The following is a 16036-nucleotide window of genomic DNA, read 5'->3' as shown; positions in this document are numbered from 1 at the left end:
TTATCACTCGAACCAGTTACAAATAACCTCTTCAAACCGTTGTGTAACCGCAGACCAACTATAGTTTCCAAAGACATATTGCTGACCTCGTTGGGCGGTATCCGCTAAACTACTTTCCGCCATTACCCTGGTAATATCCTGAGCAATAGTTTCTGCAGTCATCGGCTCTGTAAGGTGATAGCCTGTAATTTTATCTTTAACAAACTCAACCATGCCGCCTCGAGTACTGACTAATACAGGTCTTCCTGCGCCCATAGCCTCAATAGCCACCATACAAAATGGCTCCTGAAATTGAGAAGGAATCACAACTATATCTGCCAGTGGATAGTAATAGTGCATTTTCTCGGGTGAGATACTACCTAACATAATACAATGTGGTTTGAGGCGCTCAGCTATTTCCCGAACTTCACGCTGATAATCACCTTTATCGTTCTTACTTACTTCCATGTGATCACCAACAACCACAAGCTTCAGATTTTTGTTCTCATGCAGCAACTTTTCAAAAGCCTGAAGAAGTAAGAGAACGCCTTTATCAGGGACTATACGTCCAGCAAAAAATACCACCTTGCTTTCAGGGGGAATATTTAATTTATTTTTTGATATTGATTCATATGACGATTGATAGATATCCAGGTCAATACCATTAGGCACAATAACAATATCAGCTTCAGAAAGATAAGATTGATAATAGTTCTTCAAAAACAAACTTGGTACGATCATCTTAACTTTTTTATCAAGCAACTTAGGTTCAAACGCATTATGCATATGAATCACAACTTTAGCCTGAGGAGCTTGCGAACGAATTTGTCGATATAGCTTCATACTGTTATGGACAACAATCACACTTTGATCGGTTATCTCAAACTTTTCGGCAACTTTCAGTATGCGCTTTGAATAAGGTAACGGATCCAGCCGAGTCCACTTTTGGAAAATACGCTTATATACCGAGCTAAATCCAATACGATGAATACTACATCTTTCGTTTACGTAAGAATAATCAGAATATCCTTCATTCTTTATACAGACAATACGATTAGGGAATTTGGTTCTTTGGGCAACCTGATACATCCAGGTCTCAACTGCTGCGGCACCACGTGGTGGAATAGAATAAATAGGTGTTACAGTAAATATGATTTTATCAATCATAAAGATCACCATTACATTGTTTTATATTTAATTGCTGCGATCAGGCCTGGAATTATTTTATTTTGATAAAGAAGGTGTTTATATTCTTCTCTATATTCGTGCTTTTGTTTTGCAACTTGATAAGGCTGATTCTTCCATGGTGACTTCTCATATACTGTGCGGAAAAATTGTGCTGAGGAATAGTCAGCCCACTCGTGCCATGGTTTTGTTACACCAGTATAATGAATAAATACTGTCTCTTCATTAATCACTGATTTATAGTAATTTTTATTTTTAATCTCAAACTCAGACTTCAATGAATAAATTGAGTTATATTTCCTCGGTAGTAATACCGCATGATGAAAAAACATGATATTTAAAATATCCTGGTCAGGATATTTTACTCTGGAAACTATACTTTCATCTGACAATAGTTCGAAGAATTTTTTCGTTAAATTAGAGTTAAGCCATTGCTGCAAGTTTATATACATGACACCCGAGTTAAAGTAGTTGCCTTTAAACTCAGGATTATGTAGACGCTCTGCACTTTTATCCTGCATTGAATCAACATCTACTACAACCGCACCATATTCCCCATCAAATTTCAATGCAGCAAGATCCTCTAAAGAGCCTTTACACGTAATATCAGCATCAAGATATAGCAGTCGTTCTAATCGTTCAGAAAAATAATCAAATGAAAGCAAGCGATAGTATATTGACACTGGCCATATATTTGTTTTAGGTAGTGACACCAGCGGTTCAGAATCAATATGATATAGCTTAATAACTGTTTTATACTGTTCTGCTAGTTGTGTCAAAAGTACAATATATTCTTGATCTAAATAATCCGCAATAATATGAAAAGTAAAATTAATATTACTCTCTTTATTATTTTCAAGGATTGAGGCAATAGAAATTGCCGCGCCAGTTTGGTAATTTTTATCGATTCCCCATGAGATATTAAAAGTGTCACGATCATCACATGGTGTAACACGTCTGTCTAACTCAATAATATCTTTGAAGTTAGTTAATCTTTTGAAGTCCAAGTTAATTACCTTTAATTATTTCAGCTATATTTTCCAGCGGCTAAGATATGCATTGCTGTTGATTATTTTAACAATGTACTTAGCCAGCAGTTAACCTTTCAACTTGGTCAGATAATAATTAAAGTAGTTACACAGCCCCTGAACGTATAACCCTTGTTTAAATTTATGCTTTGCACAATATCTGAATTGATTGCTATTGGTCGGTTTGAGAAGCGCTACTGAATGCCAGGGCGAGGCCTCTTTCGCAACTAAAAAACTCTTCGATACCGGATAGTTGGACCACTCATGCCAGGGTTTTGTCGGTCCCACATAATGAATGAAGACAGTTTCATTATTCACAGGATTGACTACTTTATCTTTCAGTTCATAATTAATGCTAAAGCGTGTATTGTATTTACCATTGATAAAAGTTACTTTTCCGGCTAACAATACATTAAGGACATCTTGATCAAGATGAGTTATTCTTTCCACCCATTCTGGAACTCGCAACATTTCGATGGCTCGGGAAGAGATATTATTACAGTGCCATGCGTTGATGTTGATAAGTAAGAATCCAGCATTAAAGTATCCGGTGATTAATCCTGGAGTGGCCAGCGTTACAGAACGATTATGCCACCATTCGGAATCTCTTTCCGTTACAACGACAGCGATCTCATCTGCGGCAAACTTATAATCGACCAGTTCTCGTACACTACCCTGGCAAGCAATATCGGCATCCAGGTATAATAACTTATCTATTTTATTATAGAAATAATCTGCAATAACAAAACGGAAGTATGTTGCATAAGTCCAGTTTTTTGTACTAGGTAAGTCTTTTAATTTATTGCAATCAATTAGATAAACTTTGATACAAGATTGATATTGTTTAGCAAGATCGGCGAATCTGGCTTTATCACTCTCATCGAAATAATCAGTAAATATATGAAATGTGAAATCGATTTTTTTATTCGACAATAATACGGAGGCTATTGATACACCGCAGCCAAATAAAAAATTCCTGTCAATACCATAACCGATATTAAAACAGTCTGCAGAAGCATTTTCCCGAAAATCGTACTCAAAAACAGAAAGGATAACTTCTTTATCGCTAAATTGAGACATTTGACTCTTACCAATTTTTGAGAAATAGACCATGTTCTCACATGATGCATTTCAAATAGTTCAGCATAAATTAATCACAGAGATTTACGGATTGTTCTTTCGCGTATTTTATTAGCTTTAACCTGGGCTTCCTTGAACAAATCAGCCTCCTGATTTAGGATGCTTTTCAACGGCAACTCGCAATAGATGCGTAGAAATCTATAAATATCACGCTGGGTTAATCCAATGTTCATGGACGAAAAATAGAGACCGATTAAGTCCTTATCGCGCCAGCGTCGGGGAACAGTCGACCGAATCTGAGCACGGTGCAAATCAATCACTGAAATCTTGAGATCGTCCTCATGCCCTGAAAAAGGCAGATGTAATAAAAAGTGGCAAATATAGCAATCGCGATGATTGATTCCTCCAGCATGCATCTTACGCACCATGGTGGCAACACGATCAATAATTATACGCTTCACTTTCACATCGGGAGAATTTGTGGCCCAATCAGCACAGTAATCTTCTAAGCTGATAGTTGGTGTGAGATCCTCAGTAATAATAAACGAGGTTTTAGTCAGTGGATTCAACCCTTTCTCACCAAATCCCACGCCTGTCATTGTATCCACACCTAACTGACTCAGGCGATGAATGGCATTCCATTCTCTATCAGCACCTAATACTGGCATGCGTAATGAAAGTAGGTTTTTAACAATCTCTTTCAGAGAAGTGCCTCTGTGCCATTTTAAAAAATAGCTTTTACCCGTTAGTTCAAATCGTAGAGTACGGCGAGTCTCCAGTTCTCTGAATACTTCACCATGTAAATTTTTAACTTCTTCAAATGCATCTTTTCCGCGCCATAGTGTGGCTAACGGTTCTTTTAATTCAACCATCTAAACCACCCGTAATCATATCCGCAGCTTTCTCCGGTAGGCTGTATAAATCTTGCGTATCCGCATAGTGTCGTGCATTTGCCCTCCATTCCGAACACAATGAAGGCTCTACCAGCGCTTTACGTAAGGCTTCATTCAGCGTTTCTTGCCGGAATGGTTCTGTAATTGCCATACCACAATTAGCATCAACAATATATTGCGCGTAACCGCATACGGCTGTGGTCAACACCGGCAGCCCGGCAGTGATTGCTTCTAGTAAAACAATACCTGCCGCCTCCTGATAAGCTGGATGCATCAATATATCAGCCGCAGCCATTAATTCTGCAACATCATTACGGCCAGAGTAGAAATGGACATTACTGCGTACGCCAAGTTTTTCCGCCAGCGCCTCAAATTTTCTCGGTCTGTCTTGTCCAACAACATACAGTAGCGTATTAGTTCGAAGCGTTTCTGGTAACGAGGCCACTGCACGTATTGAACGATCCACACCTTTACGAGTGAAATCAGAGCCTACCTGCAATAATAGATTTTGTTGCTCTGTTATACCGTTTTTCTGGCGATAAACTTCACGGCTATTCGGAATCTGCTGGCTATACTTCCTGTCCGGATAAATCCCTGGAGGAAGAATATGAAATCGTTTAGCTTCTGTCTGATAGTGTTTCTGAAAATCAGCAATCTGCTTATCAGTTAGCATCAATAGTTGCGTCGGTTTACCCTGCTCAAACGTCGCGCGTTCAAACGCTGCATAGTGCCGATATCGTGAAGTTAACCGATAGAGGAAACCTTTTTCTTGTGCCACTTTCTCGGCATAGCAAACGTCAGCAGCATAGTAGAGATCCAGCCCTGGCATTTTATTAAAACCAACAACCCGATCGACAGGGTGCTGAAGTAAATGTGCCTGGACCCAGGAATAATACTCCGCATTGCGACCATGGTTTGTCCGGGACTTGACTGGTACAAGAACCAATTCAAAAACGTCAGGACACTCACCTTCCCAGGACTGCGTATAGACACGAACATGGTGACCACGTGCCGCTACAGTTTGCGCAATGCGCATAAAATCACGCTGTAACCCACCGAATGGGAAGTATTTATACAAACAGAAAGCAACAATCATACGGGACTCCCCGCTTGTGGCGGCACAAGTCTACCCGGTAATAATTTATCGATAGCAGCAATAACATCGTCAGCGGGAATCACCGAAAGATACATTTCATTGCGATCGCGCTGCTCGCGTGGAGGCATCGGACGATAATCACCAGCCCAAAATTGAATCATCTGCTTTGACCATGGTCGCCAAAAATTATGATCCGTTGCGCCAAACAGGCATATCAATGGTGTATCAACCGCAGCAGCAATGTGTCCCGGAGCAGAGTCCACCCCAATAAACAACTGCGCATGATCGATGACCGCTCCTAGCTCGGGGAAGCTCATCTTTCCCGCCAGCGCAGTAACGGGCCTTTCTTTGCAACCTTGTGCAATTTCATTCACGCAAGCCAGATCGTCTTCGCCTGGGCCAGAGGTCATAACTACCTCCAAACCACGCTGGTGTAAGGCGTCAATTACCTGTGAAAACTTTTCGTTATTCCAGCACTTGAAGCGTTGGCGTGCCGTTGGTTGAATTACAACGTATTCATCACCAACTCCAGCCCGATTTAATTCTGTGCGCATACGTTCCCAGCTATCCGGAGGATAGCTCATTGTTGTATGCGTAACAGTCGATTTAAGTTTCAACGGGGCCAGCACAGACAGATTGCTTTCCACCACATTTTCACCGCTAAGCGGAGCCAGACATGTAAAACTATTTTTCCAAAAAGAAGATTGCCGATGTGCATAATCTTGAGAGATTTTGATTGGCGCGTTCAGTAACCGCATCAGTATCGCAACCATCCACTGATCGGTAAGGTTTACAACTAAATCATACCCATTCGCGCGCAACGTTCCGATCAGGTGCAGAAAATTAGTAATTTTATCAGTTACTTTTGTCTTTTTATTTTTAATACCATAAAGGGCATTAATTTCTGGGTTTTCCGACAAAATTGGGATGGTATCCTGATAGAGAAGCACGTCGATTTTCGCATCAGGATAGTTCTGCTTTAGCGTACTAATGACCGGAGTTGTTAACAACATATCTCCGTGAAAACGCATTTTTATGACCAGAATTCTATTAATTGGCTTATCCACAAGCGGCTCTTTTATCGTGAGTGTCCGGTAAAGTTAAGCAGAAAAAAGCACGCTACCGCCCCAGGCTCAACAGCTACCTGATTACTGATATCGCACTGATTTTTTACGCGCTAGTGTATCACTTCTTTCGCCATGTTCCGACTCGAATAATTCTTGCACAGCCAATGATTTTAAATCATATAAATCAATGAATTAAGATGTTCAGGCCTTTTGATTTTTAGCCCTCTATCTCGACTAAACCGGAAAATACCAACAGAAAACGTAAACATGCAAAAGATGCTGGTACCCTGGACTTCCCCCGCGAGGGACGCTATTTAATTTAAAAATGGGAAAAGTATTGGTAAAGCCACAGCTAAATACATAGAATCCCCAGCACATTCATAAGTCAGCTACCATTATGCTCGAATTGCTTTACACCGCCCTTTTCTACCTTATTCAGCCTTTGATCTGGATACGGCTTTGGGTGCGCGGACGTAAGGCTCCGGCCTACCGTAAACGCTGGGGTGAACGCTACGGCTTTTACCGCCGTCCGCTAAAACCAGGCGGCATCATGCTTCATTCGGTTTCCGTGGGCGAAACGCTGGCAGCTATCCCATTAGTCCGCGCTCTGCGACATCGTTACCCCGACTTGCCGATCACGGTTACCACCATGACGCCAACCGGTTCCGAGCGCGTACAATCCGCTTTTGGCCCTGACGTTCAGCATATTTATCTGCCATACGATTTACCGGATGCCCTAAACCGTTTCCTGAATAAAGTTGACCCCAAGCTGGTGTTAATTATGGAAACCGAGCTGTGGCCGAATCTGATCGCGGCACTGCATAAGCGCCATATTCCGCTGGTCATTGCCAATGCACGTCTTTCCGCTCGTTCAGCTGCTGGCTACGCTAAATTAGGTAAATTTGTTGGCAGGCTACTGCGCCGAATTACGTTGATTGCCGCCCAGAACGAAGAAGATGGCGCTCGTTTTATCACGCTTGGTGCCAGAAACAATCAGGTCACCGTTACCGGTAGCCTGAAGTTTGATATTTCCGTCACGCCGCAGCTGGCCGCAAAAGCGATTACATTGCGCCGTCAATGGGCACCTCACCGCCCGGTATGGATTGCAACCAGCACGCACGACGGCGAAGAAAGCATTATCATTGCCGCCCATCAGGCGTTATTAAACCAGTTCCCTAATCTTTTACTGATTCTGGTACCCAGACATCCTGAACGGTTCCCGGATGCCATTAACCTCGTACGCCAGGCTGGGCTAAGCTATACGACACGTTCTTCGGGCGAAGTTCCGTCATCAGGAACCCAGGTCGTAATCGGCGACACCATGGGCGAGTTGATGTTGCTGTATGGCATTGCTGACCTTGCATTTGTTGGCGGTTCACTGGTTGAACGCGGTGGACACAACCCACTGGAAGCCGCGGCGCACGCCATTCCGGTACTGATGGGGCCACATACTTTTAATTTTAAAGATATTTGCGCCCGCCTCGAACAGGCAAGCGGATTGATCACCGTCACCGACGCAACTACGCTGGTGAAAGAGGTCTCTTCTTTACTGACCGATGCAGATTATCGTAATTTTTATGGCCGTCACGCAGTTGAAGTTCTGTATCAAAATCAGGGCGCGCTTCAGCGTCTGCTGCAGCTGCTGGAACCTTATCTGCCACCCAAAACGCATTGAGGCAAGTCATGCAAAAACGGGCGATTTATCCAGGAACCTTTGATCCCATTACTAACGGCCACCTCGATATCGTGACACGAGCGACAAACATGTTCGATCACGTAATCCTGGCAATTGCCGCAAGTCCCAGTAAAAAACCGATGTTTACTCTGGAAGAGCGCGTTGAGCTGGCACAACAGGCAACGGCGCATCTCGGTAATGTGGAGGTTCTGGGATTCAGCGATCTGATGGCAAACTTTGCCCGCGATAATCAGGCTAACATTCTGATCCGTGGCCTGCGTGCGGTAGCCGATTTTGAGTATGAAATGCAGCTGGCCCATATGAACCGTCATCTGATGCCACAACTGGAAAGCGTCTTTCTGATGCCGTCTAAAGAGTGGTCATTTATCTCATCTTCACTGGTGAAAGAAGTTGCCCGCCACCAGGGTGACGTAGCGCACTTTCTGCCGGAAAACGTTCATCAGGCATTATTGAGTAAACTGAAGTAATGCGTCTGGCCGGATGAGGCATTCGCTACGTCCGGCCGATAATGGTGTTATTTCTGACAGCGACGGCAATAAAACGTTGTGCGCTGAGCATGTTTTGTCGCAATGATTGGCGCGCCGCATACGCGACAGGGTTCACCTTCTCTCCCATAGACCTGCAACTCCTGGGCAAAATAGCCCGGCTTACCGTCACTTTGCAGAAAGTCCTTCAGCGTGGTCCCGCCCTGCTCGATAGAACGCAGCAAAACCGCCTTGATAACGCGCACCAGCAGTTCGCACTCATCCTGCGACAAAGATGACGCCAGACGGTCAGGATGGATACCAGCCGCAAACAGCGACTCGCTGGCATAGATGTTTCCCACCCCCACGACCAGCTTGTTATCCATCAGCCAGGGTTTAATCGCAGTTTTCTTCTTCGCACATTTCTGCTGCAGATAACCAGCATTGAAATCGTCGCTCAGAGGCTCAGGGCCAAGATGGGCGAGGACATTATGCCCATCCAGCTCTTTAGTCCACAGCCAGGCGCCAAAACGACGCGGATCGGTATAGCGCAGGACTTTGCCGTTACTCATCACTAAGTCGACGTGGTCATGTTTTTCTGCCGGAAGCTCTTCAGAAAGGATACGCAAACTACCCGACATCCCCAGGTGAATGATTACCCAGCCATCTGATAGCTCCAGCAGCAGGTATTTCGCGCGCCGCTGTACGCTCAGGACAGGTTTATCACTCAGACGATAGATTTCCTCTGATACTGGCCAACGCAAACGACCGTTACGCACAGTCGCGTGCATAATCGTTGCCCCCACCAGATGCGGCTCAATACCGCGGCGGCTGGTTTCGACTTCAGGTAATTCAGGCATAGTATCTCCGGCGGTGTATCAGGTCTCATTAATATGGGGACGGCCAGAAAACAAAAAACCCCGCCGAGGCAGGGTTTTTCTTTACATCAAAGCGGAAATTATTTGATTTTCGCTTCTTTGTATAAAACGTGCTGACGAACAACTGGATCGAACTTTTTCAGCTCCAGTTTTTCCGGCTTAGTACGTTTGTTCTTCGTGGTGGTATAGAAGTGACCAGTACCAGCAGAAGAAACCAGCTTGATTTTCTCACGAATACCTTTAGCCATGATTTATTTCCTCTTAGTACTTAGTACTTTTCGCCACGGGCACGCAGTTCAGACAGAACTGTTTCGATGCCTTTCTTATCAATAACACGCATACCTTTAGCAGATACACGCAGGGTGACAAAACGCTTCTCGCTCTCAACCCAAAAACGGTGAGAGTGCAGGTTAGGCAGGAAACGGCGTTTAGTCGCGTTCAGTGCGTGGGAACGGTTGTTACCGGTCACCGGACGCTTGCCAGTAACTTGGCAGACTCGGGACATGTCTATTCTCCAAAAATCAAATTAGCTCGAGCTTCGTATGGGGTATTGGCGCCTCGTCAGGCTTCTCAGCCCGGTTATCGCAGTTCAATACACTAAATCTTTCATTGTTGCCTCGTCATTGGACGCAACAAGAATTATTTTGCGTATTTGCGAACTCTCGATTGCCAGGCCCAAATGCCAAACCCGAGATTCTCAAAGGTGGCGTAGTATACGCTGAGTCAGCGATGTGCTCAAGTCCCGAACAGACAAAGATCCCGATGGATCGCGTAAAGTGCGTTAAATCCAACCGCGTTCCGCAAAAGAAACGTACTCTCCGCGCCCAATGACCAGATGATCAAGCACCCGGATATCCATGAACTGACAGCATTTCACAACACGCTCGGTGATGAGTTTATCTGCTTTGCTCGGCTCTGCACACCCCGAAGGGTGATTATGTGCAAGGATCACCGCAGAAGCATTCATTTTTATCGCTTCGCGGACAATTTCTCGCGGATGCACTTCAACGTGGCTTAGCGTTCCGGAAAAAAGTTTACGGTGTTTAATCACGCGATGTTGAGAATCCATAAAGATCACATAGAAGATCTCGCGTTCCTCTTGCGAAAGCTGGCTTTGCAAAAATTCACGCGCCATTTCCGGGCTAAGTATCGCACGTTCCTCTATCACCTGTACGTTGTAGTAGCGCCTTGCCAGCTCCACTATTCCCTTCAACTGTGCGTACTTCGCGATACCGATGCCCTGAACATAGCTGAAATCCATGTAATCAGCAGACAACAGGCCATACAACGAATCAAAATGCTGAAGCATCTCTTTCGCCAGCGTAAGCACATCTTTACCCAGTATCCCGGTGCGTAGAAAAAGAGCCAGTAGCTCTACGTCGGTCAGCGAACTGGCCCCCTGCGCCAACAGCTTTTCCCGAGGCATTATACGTCCTGTATTTTCCATGCTTTTCCCCTCCTTTCGCGTCCGCATAGTGGCATAACGCCAGCGGCGAATCGACGCTCTGTTTTCACTTCTTCGTAGAGCCTCGCAAACTGGAGCGCGGGCAAAAGCACGACACATTGCGGATTGTGATAAAATATCCGCCTTCTGGTGAAACCCAACAGGAAAGATCATGATGAGCCTGGCCGGTAAAAAAATCGTACTTGGCGTCAGTGGCGGGATTGCTGCGTACAAAACCCCTGAGCTGGTGCGTCGTTTACGGGAACGCGGCGCAGACGTCCGCGTGGCGATGACCGAAGCAGCAAAAGCGTTTATTACTCCTCTGAGCTTACAGGCGGTTTCGGGCTATCCCGTTTCCGACAGCCTGCTTGACCCCGCAGCCGAAGCCGCGATGGGCCATATTGAACTGGGGAAATGGGCCGATTTGGTTATACTGGCCCCTGCGACGGCAGACCTGATTGCCCGCGTTGCCGCAGGTATGGCCAACGATCTGGTGTCTACGATCTGTCTGGCAACGCCAGCGCCTGTTGCCGTGCTGCCGGCTATGAACCAGCAGATGTACCGCGCCGCCGCTACCCTACACAATCTGGGCATTCTTGCCTCGCGCGGTTTGCTCATTTGGGGTCCTGACAGCGGTAGTCAGGCATGTGGTGATGTCGGTCCTGGACGTATGCTGGATCCGTTAACAATTGTGGATATGGCGGCAGAACATTTTTCACCTGTCAAAGATCTGCAACATCTCAACATCATGATTACAGCAGGCCCGACGCGTGAACCGCTTGATCCCGTGCGTTATATTTCCAACCACAGCTCCGGGAAAATGGGATTTGCTATCGCGGCCGCTGCCGCAAAACGCGGGGCAAACGTCACGCTGGTATCAGGTCCGGTTTCGTTACCTACACCACCTTTTGTCCAGCGCATTGATGTGATGACCGCACTGGAAATGGAAGCCGCCGTGCAATCTGCGGTGCAACAACAGCATATTTTTATCGGCTGCGCCGCAGTCGCTGATTATCGCGCTGAAACTGTCGCCAGTGAAAAAATCAAAAAACAGGCAACGCAGGGTGATGAATTAACAGTAAAAATGGTCAAAAACCCGGACATCATCGCTGGTGTTGCCGCACTGGATGCTAACCGTCCTTTTGTCGTTGGGTTTGCCGCCGAAACAAATAATGTGGAAGAATATGCCCGGCAAAAACGCATCCGCAAAAACCTTGATGTGATCTGTGCGAACGACGTTTCGCTGTCCACTCAAGGATTTAACAGCGACAGCAACGCATTACACCTTTTTTGGCAGGATGGAGATAAAGTCTTACCGCTTGAGCGCAAAGAACTCCTGGGCCAATTATTACTCGACGAGATCGTGACCCGTTATGATGAAAAAAATCGACGTTAAGATTCTGGACCCGCGCGTAGGGCAACAATTTCCGCTCCCGACGTACGCCACTTCTGGTTCTGCCGGACTTGACCTGCGTGCCTGTCTTGATGACGCCGTAGAACTGGCGCCTGGCGCAACAACGCTGGTGCCAACCGGGTTAGCTATCCACATTGCCGATCCTTCTCTTGCGGCAGTGATGCTCCCGCGCTCCGGGCTGGGCCATAAGCACGGGATCGTACTGGGCAATCTGGTCGGTTTGATTGATTCCGACTACCAGGGCCAGCTGATGGTTTCAATCTGGAACCGTGGTCAGGACAACTTTACTATTGAACCGGGCGAACGTATCGCGCAGATGGTATTTGTACCGGTCGTCCAGGCTGAATTTAATTTGGTGGAAGAGTTTGAAGCCACCGATCGTGGCGAAGGTGGCTTCGGCCATTCCGGGCGCAAGTAACCCGCAGAAAAGTATCTCACAGCGTAATAACGCAATAACACACCGCAAACACCAGTTTGCGGTCGCTGTGTGGATGCCTGCCTGGCAAGAGCTTATTTTCAGGGGTATTTTGTAACATGGTAGAAAAGCAAACTGCGAAAAGGAATCGTCGCGAAGAAATACTTCAGTCTCTGGCACTGATGCTTGAGTCCAGCGATGGTAGCCAACGCATCACGACAGCTAAACTGGCGGCCTCTGTGGGCGTTTCCGAAGCGGCCTTGTATCGCCATTTTCCCAGCAAGACCCGCATGTTCGATAGCCTGATTGAGTTTATCGAAGATAGTCTGATTACCCGTATCAATCTGATTTTGAAAGATGAAAAGGACACTAACGCGCGATTGCGTCTGATCGTACTGCTGATTTTAGGGTTCGGTGAACGTAATCCTGGCCTGACGCGAATTCTGACCGGACACGCGTTGATGTTCGAGCAAGACCGTCTGCAAGGCCGTATTAACCAGCTTTTTGAGCGAATTGAGGCGCAGTTACGCCAGGTTCTGCGAGAAAAAAGAATGCGTGAAGGTGAAGGCTACACCGTGGATGAAACGCTGCTGGCCAGCCAGTTACTGGCTTTCTGCGAAGGTATGCTGTCCCGGTTTGTACGTAGCGAATTTAAATACCGTCCAACGGATGATTTCGACATCCGCTGGCCGTTGGTTGCCGCTCAATTGCAGTAACACCGTTGTTGGATGGCGACCTCGCCTATTTTGCCTACGAACCCCGCGGTGCGTAGGCTGGATAAGCGCAGCGCCATCCGGCAGTTCTTATACGCCGTACGCTTCGCGATACGCCCGTACTGCGGCCAGATGTTCTGCCATTTCTGGTTTTTCTTCCAGATACGCAATCAGATCTTTCAGGGTAATGATAGAAATCACCTTGCAGCCATAATCGCGTTCCACTTCCTGAATAGCTGAAATCTCGCCGCGACCGCGTTCCTGACGATCGAGAGAAATCAGTACCCCCGCCAGCGTAGCGCCGTTAGCCTGAATAATTTCCATCGACTCACGAATAGCCGTACCTGCAGTGATAACATCATCCACCAGCATTACACGCCCCTCAAGTGCGCTACCTACCAGATTACCGCCTTCACCGTGGGTCTTCGCCTCTTTACGGTTAAAGCAGTACGGCAAATCTTTATCGTGGTGTTCCGCCAGCGCAACAGCCGTGGTGGTCGCAATCGGGATACCTTTGTAGGCCGGACCAAACAGCAAATCGAATTCAATACCGGAATCCATCAGCGCTTCGGCATAAAAACGGCCTAACAGTGCCAGGCAGCGCCCGGTATTAAACAGCCCGGCGTTGAAGAAATAGGGGCTTTTACGCCCGGATTTCAGCGTAAACTCGCCAAACTTTAGTACCTGCTTGCTAAGCGCAAACTCAATAAACTGGCGCTGATACGGTTTCATGGATTCGCTCCTCATCTCACTTTATTACAGACAAAAAAAAGGCGACTCATCAGTCGCCTTTAAAATCAATTTTCTAACGCCGCCTTCTGCGTCGTTACAATGGATTCGATTCCCCCTCGGGCTAACGCCAGTAGGGTGAGAAGTTCTTCATGGCTGAACGGCTCGCCTTCTGCCGTACCCTGCACCTCTATAATGCGTCCGTCTTCAGTCATCACCACGTTCATGTCGGTTTCTGCGGCAGAGTCCTCAACGTATTCGAGGTCACAGAGCGCTTCACCATTCACAATGCCCACGGAAACCGCGGCGACCATCCCTTTCATCGGGTTAGTTTTCAGTTTACCGCTCGCAACCAGCTTGTTCAGCGCATCAGCCAATGCCACACATGCGCCGGTAATTGATGCAGTGCGCGTACCGCCATCTGCCTGAATAACATCGCAGTCCAGCGTAATAGTGAATTCACCGAGCGTCTTCAGATCAACGGCGGCGCGCAGCGCACGAGCGATCAGACGCTGGATTTCCATGGTACGACCGCCCTGCTTACCTTTCGCCGCTTCACGGGCGTTACGGGTGTGCGTGGCGCGTGGCAGCATGCCATATTCTGCGGTGATCCAGCCCTGGCCCTGACCTTTCAGAAAACGCGGTACGCCTTCATCAATAGAGGCGGTACACAGCACTTTGGTATCACCAAATTCGACCAGCACGGAGCCTTCAGCGTGTTTTGTATAATTACGGGTCAGGGTGACGGGACGCACCTGGTTGGCACTACGACCTGCTGGACGCATGATAAAATCTCCGGCTTGAAACGAATGTGGCTGCGCATTATACGGACTTCCGACTGTTATTCCTATCCTGACAAGACGTGGATGGCTATAATCCTCCCATCTCATCTTTAAAAACAGGAACGTCTATGATCCGCAGCATGACCGCCTACGCCCGGCGTGAAATCAAGGGTGAATGGGGTAGCGCTACCTGGGAAATGCGCTCGGTAAACCAGCGTTATCTGGAAACTTATTTTCGCCTGCCGGAACAGTTCCGTAGTCTTGAACCCGTTGTTCGCGAACGCATACGCACGCGTCTGACGCGCGGTAAAGTCGAGTGTACGCTGCGTTTTGAGCCTGATGCCAGCGCCCAGGGCGAGCTGATTCTAAATGAAAAGCTCGCTAAACAGCTCGTTAGCGCTGCTAACTGGGTCAAAATGCAGAGTGATGAAGGTGAAATTAACCCAGTTGATATCCTGCGCTGGCCAGGCGTAATGGCTGCCCAGGAGCAAGATCTGGACGCCATTGCCGCCGAAATCCTCGCCGCGCTTGACGGTACGCTGGATGACTTCATCATCGCGCGAGAAACCGAAGGTCAGGCGCTGAAAGCGCTGATCGAGCAGCGTCTGGAAGGCGTCAGCACTGAAGTCGCTAAAGTGCGTGCACATATGCCGGAAATTCTGCAATGGCAGCGTGAGCGTCTGGTAGCCAAACTGGAAGACGCCCAGGTGCAACTGGAGAATAACCGCCTTGAGCAAGAACTGGTGCTGATGGCGCAGCGCATAGATGTAGCAGAAGAGTTAGATCGTCTGGAAGCCCACGTCAAAGAAACCTACAACATTCTGAAGAAAAAAGAGGCTGTTGGCCGTCGTCTGGACTTCATGATGCAGGAATTCAACCGTGAGTCGAACACTCTTGCATCCAAGTCTATCAATGCCGAGGTGACTAATTCCGCAATTGAACTGAAGGTATTGATCGAGCAAATGCGCGAGCAGATTCAGAATATCGAGTAAACTCCATTCCACGTAGCCCCCATAAACGAGGGGCTACGTGTTTTTCCCAACACTTCGGTTGTGATCCATCCAGTTCGAATTATATTTTCTCATCATTTATTGTCACCATTCATAAAGTAAAGCGCATGCCATAACGCATTTACAGAAAACTCACATTAGCTGTAGTTATTAAAATCACTTC

General features: G+C 46.9%; 18 protein-coding genes. 6 read left to right on the top strand and 12 right to left on the bottom strand.

Translation table 11 applies throughout. The features are described 5' to 3' along the window. Positions 1–3 precede the first annotated feature (3 nt). The 6 genes from HVZ52_RS00525 to rfaQ form a co-directional block, all read right to left on the bottom strand. A complete protein-coding gene (locus HVZ52_RS00525) occupies positions 4–1146 on the bottom strand; it encodes a lipopolysaccharide N-acetylglucosaminyltransferase (RefSeq protein ID WP_181598750.1) in 1143 nt (380 codons plus the stop codon). An 11-nt stretch (positions 1147–1157) separates the two neighbouring features. Beyond that, on the bottom strand, positions 1158–2171 hold the full coding sequence (locus HVZ52_RS00520) for a glycosyltransferase (RefSeq protein WP_181598749.1): 1014 nt from the start codon (positions 2169–2171) through the stop codon (positions 1158–1160). Positions 2172–2261: 90 nt separating this feature from the next. Next, a complete protein-coding gene (gene waaO, locus HVZ52_RS00515; protein ID WP_181598748.1) occupies positions 2262–3272 on the bottom strand; it encodes a lipopolysaccharide 3-alpha-galactosyltransferase in 1011 nt (336 codons plus the stop codon). 74 nt (positions 3273–3346) lie between these two features. Then, positions 3347–4144, bottom strand: a complete 798-nt coding sequence (rfaP, locus tag HVZ52_RS00510) for a lipopolysaccharide core heptose(I) kinase RfaP (RefSeq protein ID WP_181598747.1) — start codon at positions 4142–4144, stop codon at positions 3347–3349. Further along, positions 4137–5261, bottom strand: a complete 1125-nt coding sequence (locus tag HVZ52_RS00505) for a glycosyltransferase family 4 protein (protein ID WP_181598746.1) — start codon at positions 5259–5261, stop codon at positions 4137–4139. The genes rfaP and HVZ52_RS00505 overlap by 8 nt, the downstream gene beginning before the upstream one ends. Continuing rightward, positions 5258–6328: a lipopolysaccharide core heptosyltransferase RfaQ gene (gene rfaQ / locus HVZ52_RS00500; protein WP_072034359.1), complete on the bottom strand. Its 1071-nt coding sequence runs from the start codon at positions 6326–6328 to the stop codon at positions 5258–5260. The genes HVZ52_RS00505 and rfaQ overlap by 4 nt, the downstream gene beginning before the upstream one ends. 397 nt (positions 6329–6725) lie before the next feature. On the opposite strand from rfaQ, the gene waaA reads away from it, so the two are divergent. After that, a complete protein-coding gene (gene waaA, locus HVZ52_RS00495; protein ID WP_047415798.1) occupies positions 6726–8003 on the top strand; it encodes a lipid IV(A) 3-deoxy-D-manno-octulosonic acid transferase in 1278 nt (425 codons plus the stop codon). An 8-nt stretch (positions 8004–8011) separates the two neighbouring features. Next, a complete protein-coding gene (gene coaD, locus HVZ52_RS00490; RefSeq protein ID WP_181598745.1) occupies positions 8012–8491 on the top strand; it encodes a pantetheine-phosphate adenylyltransferase in 480 nt (159 codons plus the stop codon). A gap of 47 nt (positions 8492–8538) precedes the next feature. Here coaD and mutM read toward each other — a convergent pair whose 3' ends face one another. From mutM to radC, 4 genes are all read right to left on the bottom strand, one after another. Then, positions 8539–9348 carry a bifunctional DNA-formamidopyrimidine glycosylase/DNA-(apurinic or apyrimidinic site) lyase gene (mutM, locus tag HVZ52_RS00485; RefSeq protein WP_019078041.1) on the bottom strand — a complete coding sequence of 270 codons (810 nt, stop codon included), beginning with the start codon at positions 9346–9348 and terminating at the stop codon, positions 8539–8541. A 98-nt stretch (positions 9349–9446) separates the two neighbouring features. Further along, on the bottom strand, positions 9447–9614 hold the full coding sequence (gene rpmG, locus HVZ52_RS00480; RefSeq protein ID WP_003024094.1) for a 50S ribosomal protein L33: 168 nt from the start codon (positions 9612–9614) through the stop codon (positions 9447–9449). A gap of 20 nt (positions 9615–9634) precedes the next feature. Then, positions 9635–9871 carry a 50S ribosomal protein L28 gene (gene rpmB, locus HVZ52_RS00475; RefSeq protein WP_003024071.1) on the bottom strand — a complete coding sequence of 79 codons (237 nt, stop codon included), beginning with the start codon at positions 9869–9871 and terminating at the stop codon, positions 9635–9637. Positions 9872–10147: 276 nt separating this feature from the next. Then, complete coding sequence (gene radC, locus HVZ52_RS00470) at positions 10148–10813, bottom strand: DNA repair protein RadC (protein ID WP_016154986.1); 666 nt, start codon at positions 10811–10813, stop codon at positions 10148–10150. A gap of 172 nt (positions 10814–10985) precedes the next feature. On the opposite strand from radC, the gene coaBC reads away from it, so the two are divergent. The 3 genes from coaBC to slmA all read left to right on the top strand — a co-directional run bounded on the left by coaBC (position 10986) and on the right by slmA (position 13355). Next, a complete protein-coding gene (coaBC, locus tag HVZ52_RS00465; RefSeq protein WP_181599263.1) occupies positions 10986–12206 on the top strand; it encodes a bifunctional phosphopantothenoylcysteine decarboxylase/phosphopantothenate--cysteine ligase CoaBC in 1221 nt (406 codons plus the stop codon). Next, on the top strand, positions 12184–12642 hold the full coding sequence (dut, locus tag HVZ52_RS00460) for a dUTP diphosphatase (protein ID WP_016154988.1): 459 nt from the start codon (positions 12184–12186) through the stop codon (positions 12640–12642). Before coaBC ends, dut begins: the two co-directional genes overlap by 23 nt. 116 nt (positions 12643–12758) lie before the next feature. Beyond that, positions 12759–13355, top strand: a complete 597-nt coding sequence (slmA, locus tag HVZ52_RS00455; RefSeq protein WP_016154989.1) for a nucleoid occlusion factor SlmA — start codon at positions 12759–12761, stop codon at positions 13353–13355. 87 nt (positions 13356–13442) lie between these two features. On the opposite strand, the gene pyrE is transcribed toward slmA, so the two are convergent. Together pyrE and rph are read right to left on the bottom strand one after the other, a co-directional pair. Beyond that, positions 13443–14084, bottom strand: coding sequence for an orotate phosphoribosyltransferase (gene pyrE / locus HVZ52_RS00450; protein WP_016157763.1), 642 nt, complete (start codon positions 14082–14084; stop codon positions 13443–13445). Positions 14085–14149: 65 nt separating this feature from the next. Next, entirely contained in the window at positions 14150–14866 is a 717-nt protein-coding gene (gene rph / locus HVZ52_RS00445; protein WP_016154991.1) for a ribonuclease PH, read from the bottom strand. A 125-nt stretch (positions 14867–14991) separates the two neighbouring features. Between rph and HVZ52_RS00440 the strand changes: the two genes are divergently transcribed. After that, complete coding sequence (locus tag HVZ52_RS00440) at positions 14992–15855, top strand: YicC/YloC family endoribonuclease (RefSeq protein WP_080859272.1); 864 nt, start codon at positions 14992–14994, stop codon at positions 15853–15855. Positions 15856–16036 lie beyond the last annotated feature (181 nt).

This window comes from Citrobacter sp. RHB36-C18 (assembly GCF_013814485.1).
In the GTDB taxonomy this organism is placed as follows: Bacteria; Pseudomonadota; Gammaproteobacteria; order Enterobacterales; family Enterobacteriaceae; genus Citrobacter; species Citrobacter braakii.
The sequence above is the reverse complement of the archived record's forward strand: the minus strand, read 5'-3'. Positions and strand labels throughout refer to the sequence as shown.